The organism is Mesocryomonas lacus (assembly GCF_055730105.2).
Genome location: NZ_JBUZWF020000007.1, coordinates 219,222 through 227,119, shown reverse-complemented (window position 1 = coordinate 227,119; position 7,898 = coordinate 219,222). Strand labels below are relative to the sequence as shown.

7 protein-coding genes are annotated in these 7,898 nt (G+C 62.7%); all 7 read left to right on the top strand.

Annotation, left to right across the window (positions count from 1 at the left end; translation table 11 throughout):
- Positions 1-1,073 precede the first annotated feature (1,073 nt).
- Genes ACZLZQ_RS21320 through ACZLZQ_RS21290 form a run of 7 tightly spaced genes read left to right on the top strand, consistent with a single transcriptional unit; the run spans position 1,074 to position 7,884 of the window.
- A complete protein-coding gene (locus tag ACZLZQ_RS21320; protein WP_472951095.1) occupies positions 1,074-2,021 on the top strand; it encodes an extracellular solute-binding protein in 948 nt (315 codons plus the stop codon).
- Positions 2,022-2,052: 31 nt separating this feature from the next.
- A complete protein-coding gene (locus ACZLZQ_RS21315; protein ID WP_472951094.1) occupies positions 2,053-3,102 on the top strand; it encodes an ABC transporter substrate-binding protein in 1,050 nt (349 codons plus the stop codon).
- 16 nt (positions 3,103-3,118) lie between these two features.
- Positions 3,119-4,192 (top strand): SIS domain-containing protein, encoded by a 1,074-nt coding sequence (locus ACZLZQ_RS21310; protein ID WP_472951093.1) that lies wholly within the window; start codon positions 3,119-3,121, stop codon positions 4,190-4,192.
- A 3-nt stretch (positions 4,193-4,195) separates the two neighbouring features.
- Positions 4,196-5,122 (top strand): carbohydrate kinase family protein, encoded by a 927-nt coding sequence (locus ACZLZQ_RS21305; protein WP_472951092.1) that lies wholly within the window; start codon positions 4,196-4,198, stop codon positions 5,120-5,122.
- A complete protein-coding gene (locus ACZLZQ_RS21300; protein WP_472951091.1) occupies positions 5,119-6,165 on the top strand; it encodes an ABC transporter ATP-binding protein in 1,047 nt (348 codons plus the stop codon). The genes ACZLZQ_RS21305 and ACZLZQ_RS21300 overlap by 4 nt, the downstream gene beginning before the upstream one ends.
- Entirely contained in the window at positions 6,158-7,069 is a 912-nt protein-coding gene (locus ACZLZQ_RS21295) for an ABC transporter permease (RefSeq protein ID WP_472951090.1), read from the top strand. Before ACZLZQ_RS21300 ends, ACZLZQ_RS21295 begins: the two co-directional genes overlap by 8 nt.
- Entirely contained in the window at positions 7,066-7,884 is an 819-nt protein-coding gene (locus ACZLZQ_RS21290) for an ABC transporter permease (RefSeq protein WP_472951089.1), read from the top strand. The genes ACZLZQ_RS21295 and ACZLZQ_RS21290 overlap by 4 nt, the downstream gene beginning before the upstream one ends.
- Positions 7,885-7,898: the final 14 nt, after the last annotated feature.

The following is a 7,898-nucleotide window of genomic DNA, read 5'->3' as shown; positions in this document are numbered from 1 at the left end:
ATTGCCTGCTATTATGGAAGCGCAACGATAATCAACAGTCAGGCTCGTGGCGATTGTGACGGGCCTGCTACTTCAACCTGATTATCGAGTGTGAACCGGCATCATTTCGAGCATTGTCTGTTCCGAGTATTTCGAGAGAAGCGGGGTTCTTAGTATTAAGGTTCAGTCCGGTGAGGCTGTTCAGGCCCTTCTGAGGTGCTTAGCGAAAATCCCCGTTCTTGAATCTTACCTTGGGTCCAGTCGCACACGGGGCGTTCGACCGCCGTCGAACGGTTCCGTCTGCTGAATACGCCGTCGTGACTTCGATAGCCGGGATAACATTTCGACTACTCAGATCTGACCAGAGCCCGATCTATTCTGAGGAGGATCGAAACTCGCTGCTCATCTAGTGAAGCCCGTGCGTCTTTGTAACGTCCGCTTTCGGGCCCCTTCAGGCGCACCCCCGGAAAGACCTTGCCAGCGCAAGGCCGGCTAGATCGGTGACGGAAAGGCTGCGTCCTGTTCCGAGCAGGTCCCTGCAATTCGCCGACCGCCTCAATCGCAGGCAGCTCGTGCTAAATCATTCAGCAGCAGTATTTAATTTCCTTGTTGCGTACATTTCTCCCTTATGTAAGCATCCAGACATGGATCATGCTGCCGATCACTTCGGGACGTTGAGCTACCCGCGCACTGCGCAGGGGCGGAAGTGTTTGTCGAAAGGTCGGCGTAGTGCTCGGTGGCAGTCGCGTTCATCGCGTCTCTTCGTAGTGCTGCTGTCTGCTATCCAAGGCTCAAGACGCTGATATTGCGCGCGTTTTAGCGCAATGCGTCGGTGACACCGCTAATCTTCTTTAGATAGCTCGCCCATCTGGCTTAACGCCAAGATGAGCTCCTTGCTACGGAATCACACTCGTCTCGTCGGCATGTCCGTCGGCGAGTGCAGGATCCCTATTGCGCCAAAACTTCCTGATTACTTGAGAGATGAGGATTTCTGCATGATGATCGACAGGCGCAGGGCTATCTACTTGGTCGGTGGTGGGGTCGTAGCTTTGGCAGCGGGCGCTCGGCTTGCCGCCGCTGAAGAAGCGCGGGAAATGGTGATTGTCACTTATCCGGGCGCTCTGTCGGGGCCGCACCGCTGGCTTGCCGACCAGATGGAGGCGCGTCACAAGGGGCTGACCATCCGCCTGGTGCCATCAGACAGCCAGGACATCGTAGCCCAGATCAAGGCGGCGCAGGGATATTCACCGTTCGACGCTGGGCCGAACGATGAACCGCCGCATCTTATCGGCATTGCCGAGGGATACCTTGCCAAGCGCGATGATGCGCAGATCCCCAATCTCGCCAACGCCTATCCCGAGCTACTTGCCAAGAGCGGTGGCGTCGGGGTTCCCGCGACCTACTCGCTCGTCGGCATCGCCTACAACACTGATTTGGTGAAGACGCCGCCGACCACGTGGGCCGATCTCTGGCGCCCGGAGTTTCGAGGCCAGGTTGGCATTGCCCGTACCTCTTCCAATCTCGGCCTTGCGACACTCGCCATTGCCGCCAAAACGTATGGCGGCTCCGAGTCCAATCTCGATATTGGCTGGCAGAAGCTGCAGGAACTGGCGCCGAAAGCTGCACGCTCGCCGGCGGCGCTGACGCAGATGCTGGAGCGCGAGGAAATCGCGATCTGCCCGCTCTGGAACAACAATACCGCCGCGGCCGCTCAGAAAGGACTGCCGATCGCCTTCGTCAAGCCGGAGCCCGGCGCGATCGCCATCATCTCCTTCTTCTCCGGCTATGCCGAGACCCGCCATCCGGAGCTCGTCGCTGAATGGCTCGACGGCATCTTGAGCCCCGAATACCAAGCGCGCGCTGCCGCGGCGCCCTTCTACTTCGGCCCGACTGTCAGGGGTGTCGAGGTGCCTGCGGAAGCCGCTCCCTACACCCCCGCCAAGCCTGAGGAGGTCGCAGCGCTGCAGACCATCGACTGGCCAAAGATCGTCCCGATCCGGGGCGATCTGGTCGAACGCTTCGATCGCACCTTCGCCGTCTAACTCTTCGCATCCTTTCAGGGAATCCGACGCTATGACCCTATCGACCAACCGCCGCCGTTTCCTTCAGTCGAGCGCCGCGTTCGGCGCCGCGCTCGCGCTGCCCGGCTTTGCTCGCGCGCAGGAAGCAAAAGAACTTGTCATCGTTTCCTTCGCCGGCTCGCTGCAGGAGCCGCATCAGTGGTTGGCACGGCGGATGGAAGCGAAGCACCCCGGCCTTAAGATCCGCCTCGTGCCAAGCGAGAGCCAGGACGTCGTTGCGCAGATAAAGGCCGCCCAGGGGTTCTCTCCGTTCGACGCCATGCCGAATGGCGAGCCGCCGCACCTCATCGCCATCAAGGACCAGTATATCGAGAAGCTCGATGCCGCAGCGGTGCCGAATGCGTCGAAGGTCGTGGCCTCGCTGGTCAAGAAAAGCCAGGGCTACGGTGTGCCGGCGAGCTATTCTCTGATCGGCATCGCCTACAACACCGACCTGGTCAAAACCCCGCCAACCCGTTGGGAGGACCTGTGGAGCCCCGAGTATAAGGGACAGGTCGGCATTCCCCGCGCCTCGTCCAATCTCGGCCTTGGCTTCCTTGTCGCCGCGGCCCGCACGTTTGGTGGATCGGAGGAAAACCTCAAGCCCGGTTGGGATAAGCTGAAGGAGCTCGAGCCGAAGGTCGGGCGGTCGCCGACACAGCTACTACAGATGCTGGAGCGCGAAGAAATCGTGATGGCACCGATCTGGAATAATGACGCGGCGGGAGCGGCTGAAAAAGGCCTGCCGATTGCCTTCGTCAAACCGCAGCCTGGACCGATCGCGGTCATCTCCTTCATGTCCGCGGTCAAGGGCACGCGCTATCCCGAGCTCGTCAACGAGTGGATGAACGAGATCCTTTCGGTCGAGTACCAAGAGATGGCAGCTGGCGCGCCCTACTATTTCGGCCCGACCATTGAGGGCGTCGCGGTTCCGGAAGCGGCTCGAGCCTACAATCCAGCGAGCGCGGAAGAGGTGGCAGCTCTTCAGAGCGTTGACTGGTCGATAATCGCGCCGCAGCGCGGGGCGATCGTCGACGAGTTCGACCGCCTCTTCGCATCGTAAGACCGTGAGCCTGTCCATGACCGATCGTACCCCCATGCTGGACGATGTCGGGCGCCAGCCCGGCGTCCTGTCGGGCCTTCTGGCGCGCGCCGACGAATTTCGGGCCGCTGGCGCTTCGCTTGGCAGCCGAAAGGGGCGCGTCTTCGTTACCAGCTGCGGCGACGGTCATTTCGCAGCAGAGGCGGCTGGCGATTTCGCCGGTCGCCTGGGGCTCGACTGGCGAGCCTGCGGTCCACTCGATCTGCTGCTGGCGGACGATACCCTTCGTGAGGATGACCGGGTCATTGCCGTGTCGATGTCCGGCAATGTCGACCGCACTGTCGAAGCGGCCAGGATGGCCGATGTGCGGGGCCTTGCCATTCTGGCTTTGGTCAACGGTGAGGGCGGCAAGCTCGGAGCCATCGCTCGGACGAAGATTTCGCTCGACCTGAAGGACGTGGCACCGTTCCTCTGCGGCACCGCAAGCTATACGGCGACGCTGACCGCACTGATGCTCCTTGCCGAAGGCATGGCCGGTGCAACTGGCGGCGATCTCGGTCCACTCATCGGGGCGCAGGAAGAGGTGCTGGCGGTCGCTGTGCCCGTCGTCTCCCAGATCGCGGCGCGGCAATTTCCGGGAATCCGCATCCTTTCCGCCGGCTGCGAAAAGGGTACGGCGGCCTACGGGGCGGCAAAGTTTGTCGAGCTTACGAGGCTTCCGGTCTGGAGCGGAGAGCTCGAGGAGTTCGCCCACAGCCAGTACTGGTCAATGCCAGTGGGCACGCTGGTCGTCCTGATCTCCACTCATCCAGTTCTGGCTGACTATGCTCGGGAAACGGCACGTGCGCTGAAGACCCTCGACGTCCCGACGCTGGCGATCGATACCGCAGCAAGTGCTGTCGACACCGCTACCTGGCGCATCACCTTGCCGGTCACCGCGCCCCGGCTCGCGCCGATGCTCAGCGCGCTGCCACTCCAGCACCTCGCCTATGTTATGGCGCAAGCCGAAGACCTCGACCCGAACACGCGTTTGCATCTCAAAAGCGACGAGACGCGGTTCCGGGTAAGTCGAATGCTCACGCGCCGCTCGCTGCTCGGCACAGGTCTCTAGACCGTGAGAAGCAAGCCCCTCTTGGTTGTCGGCTACCTCTCGAACGACACCGTGACCCAGGCTGACGGTAGGGTCGACCGGATGGCTGGCGGAGCGGGCCTTTACAGCGCTCTAGGAGCGTCCAAGGCCGGCGCACCCGTCGAGCTTTGCGCTTCGGTCGGCCCAGACTTTCCCGATCATTGGCTGTCGGCGCTGGCGGGCGAGGGGGTTGGCCTGACGAGGATACAGCATCGCGACGGTCCGTCGCGCTGGGCCAATATTCAGCACTGCGCGGACGGCCGCCGGAAGTCTGCCCACTATGCTGATCCGGCGTGGTGGGAGGCGAGCGAACGGCATGCGCCTGAGATCCCCGATGACCTGTCGGAGTTTGGTCTCGTCACCGCATGCCCGATGCCCGCCGAGAAGCTGGAGACACTTCTTCAACGTGCCAAGAGAAGCGCGGTCCCGGTGATCTCGGATATCAGCGAAGCCATTGCGGAGCGCCAGGGCGCCGCCATCCTTGCCCTTCTGCCGATGCTCAACGTCTTCGCGCCGAGCCGCGAGGAGACCCGGATCCTCTTGCCTGGCCTCGATGATGATGCCGCGGCGCGGACGCTGGCAGCCCTCGGGCCGTCCATAATTCAGAAGCGAGGCGCCGAGGGCGTGTTCATTGTCGAAGCCGGCACCCTGTCAGAGTTTCACCTGCCGGCCCTTTCTACTCGCGTCGTAGACCCAACAGGCGCTGGCGACGCCAGCGTCGGGGCGATTGGCGCGGCGCGCCTTGCGGGTGCCGATCTCAGCGCCGCGGCATCGACGGGCCTACGGATCGGGGCCGTTGCGGTTTCCGGACACGGCGCCGGCGCCCTATGCCCGGCGCTCGCTCCGGCTGAGCTCCACATGGAGAGCCCCGCCTCGGGCAACTTTAACGTCACAGGAGTCCTTGCCCGATGAGTCAGCTCGTCACCGAAAACGTCTCGAAGCAGTTCGGCACCTACAAGGTCCTCCAGTCCTGCAACCTCTCGGTAGCGAAGGGTTCCGTAGTTACTCTGCTCGGCCCTTCCGGCTGCGGCAAGACTACCCTCCTGCGCTCTATCGCCGGCTTCCTGACCCCTGATTCCGGCCGGATCCTGGTGAAGGGCGAGGACATTTCGCACCTGCCACCGAACCGCCGCGACGTTGGCTACGTCTTCCAGAACTACGCGCTGTTTCCGCACATGACGATCCGCGAGAACATCGCCTATGGGCTGGTGATCCGACGCGTTTCGAAAGCTGAAATCACCCGCCGGGTCGACGAGGCGCTCGATCTCATCGCGCTGACGCAACTCGCCGACCGTCATCCGAAACAGCTTTCCGGCGGCCAGCAGCAACGCGTGGCCATTGCGCGCTCCCTCGTTCTCGAGCCGCAGGTGTTGCTGCTCGATGAGCCATTCAACGCGCTCGACGCCCAACTTCGGCTGTCGATGCAGGTCGAGCTGCGCAAGCTGATCGACCGCGTCGGCATCACATCAATCTTCGTCACGCACGACCAGCAAGAGGCGATGACGCTGTCGGACCAGATCGCCATCATGCGCGGTGGGAAGATTGAGCAGGTTGGGTCGCCGCTCGATATCTACGATCGCCCACAGACAGGCTTCGTCGCTGATTTCATCGGTCGCGCCAACCTCGTGCCGACGGAAATCCAGGGCGGCCGTACCAGCGGTCCGCAACAGATTGCGACCTCACTGGCCGACGGAGCAGCCACGCTTGTCGCCCGGCCGGAGAACATCGACCTCTCGCACGGAGAGGGACAGGGATGGCCGGGCAAAATCGGGTTCTTTACCGCGCTCGGTCCGGTCATCGAGTACGAAATCGATTGCGGCTTCAAGGAGCCGCTGCGGGCTGCCGTCGCCCGCCAGTCCGGACTTGCTCCGCTTGTGCCGGGAACACTCGTAACTGCCCGCATCCGTGACGAAGGTGCCGCGATCGTCCTGGCAGGAGCTCCCCGTCATGGTTGATGCCACCCTCATGGCTCCACGCCATGTACCCAGCCTTACTCGCTTTCTCGACGGCGGCGGCATCTGGCCGGCTGTTCCCGCGCTCCTCTATCTCCTGGTCTTTATGGTAGCGCCGATCGCGACGCTCCTAACCTTCGGCTTCGTCACGATCGAGCGCGGTTCCCTCACGGATGGCGGGCTCACATTTACGCACATGGCAAGCGTCCTATCGGACCCGCTCGTTTGGCGGCTGCTGTGGCGGTCGCTGTGGATCGCCGTCGTCTCGACGTCGCTGACGCTGCTGCTCGCCTATCCCATCGCCTATGCCTATGGCCATCTCACCGGCATCTGGCGGACGTTGCTCCTGGTCGCGATCATCTCGCCGCTCCTCACCAGCGCGCTCGTGCGCACCTATGCCTGGATCGTCATCCTCGGCGGGCGGCGCGGCCTCCTGAACCAGACGCTGACCTCGCTCGGCCTGATCGACACGCCGCTGCAGCTCCTCAATACCTCGACGGCGGTGGTCATCGGCATGACGCAGATCCATTTGCCGTTCATGATCCTGCCGCTGCTTGCAGTGCTGTCGGAGCGCGACCGGCGCTTCGAGGACGCCTCGCTGAACCTCGGCGCCAGCCAGGTGTCGACCTTCTTCCGCGTCACCGTGCCGATGTCGATGCCGGCGATCGTGGCGGGCTTTGCCTTGGTCTTCGCGGTCTCCTACACGAACTTCATCATCCCGCAGCTGCTCGGCGGCGGCAATTACTCGACTCTCGCCGTTCAGGTCTACGAGCAGACGATCGTGGTTCTTGATTGGTCGCGCGGTGCAGCGTTGGCGACCCTCCTTCTCTCCACCTGCTTTGCCTTCGTGTTCGCGATCGTCGCCTTCGGTAATCGCCTCACGCGCTGGAACGAGATCCGCCGATGACCGCGCCCCGCCAAATCATGCTTGTCCGCGACCGGCTGGGGCGCGGCGTCCTCGTTGCTCTCACGGCTTTTTCGATCCTGCTCCTCATCGCTCCGAGCCTGATAGTCATCGCGATCTCGTTTGAGCCACGGGCCTACATTGCCTTCCCGCCCTCGGGCTTCTCGCTGCGTTGGTACAGCGCGGTGTTCAAGAACCAGCAGCTGATCGACTCCGTCTACGTCTCACTTCGGATTTCCGTGATCGTGATGCTTGTATGCCTCGCGCTTGGCATCCCCGCCGCCTTCGCCAGCGTGCGTGGCCGCTTCCCCGGCAAAGCAGGGCTTAATGCCTTCCTTCTGGCGCCACAGATGATGCCGGGTATGGTCATTGGCATCGCTTCGCTGTTCTTCGGCGCCTACATCGCCTTCCGCGCTTCCGACCTAATGTTGGTCTTGTCGCTTTCGGTGTTCTGCCTGCCTTTCGTCATCCGCATCGTGATGGCGCGGATGTCCGGCCTCGATCCGTTGCTCGACGAGGCAAGCGCCAATCTCGGTGCGGGCAAGCTGGAGACATTCCTACGCGTCACGCTGCCGCAGATCGCCCCGGCCGCGCTTGCCGCTGCCGCCTTCACCTTTATCGAGGCTTTCGACAACGTCACCGTCTCGCTGTTCACCTCTGATGTGCGCGCCCGGCCGCTGCCGGTCGAGCTCTACTATCTCGTCCAGTTCGACTCTTCGCCGATGATCGCGGCCATCTCCTCGCTCGAGATCGGCCTGTCCTTCCTGGCAATGTTCATCATCGCTAAGGCCGTCGGGCTCGAGCGCCTCGGACGCTGACGCAATCCCTTTCG

Bases quoted from the DNA above. Each gene is read 5' to 3' on its own strand.
- ACZLZQ_RS21310 (WP_472951093.1), top strand. From the start codon at position 3,119: ATGACCGATCGTACCCCCATGCTGGACGATGTCGGGCGCCAGCCCGGC.
- ACZLZQ_RS21290 (WP_472951089.1), top strand. From the start codon at position 7,066: ATGACCGCGCCCCGCCAAATCATGCTTGTCCGCGACCGGCTGGGGCGC.
- ACZLZQ_RS21315 (WP_472951094.1), top strand. From the start codon at position 2,053: ATGACCCTATCGACCAACCGCCGCCGTTTCCTTCAGTCGAGCGCCGCG.
- ACZLZQ_RS21295 (WP_472951090.1), top strand. From the start codon at position 6,158: ATGGTTGATGCCACCCTCATGGCTCCACGCCATGTACCCAGCCTTACT.
- ACZLZQ_RS21320 (WP_472951095.1), top strand. From the start codon at position 1,074: ATGGTGATTGTCACTTATCCGGGCGCTCTGTCGGGGCCGCACCGCTGG.
- ACZLZQ_RS21300 (WP_472951091.1), top strand. From the start codon at position 5,119: ATGAGTCAGCTCGTCACCGAAAACGTCTCGAAGCAGTTCGGCACCTAC.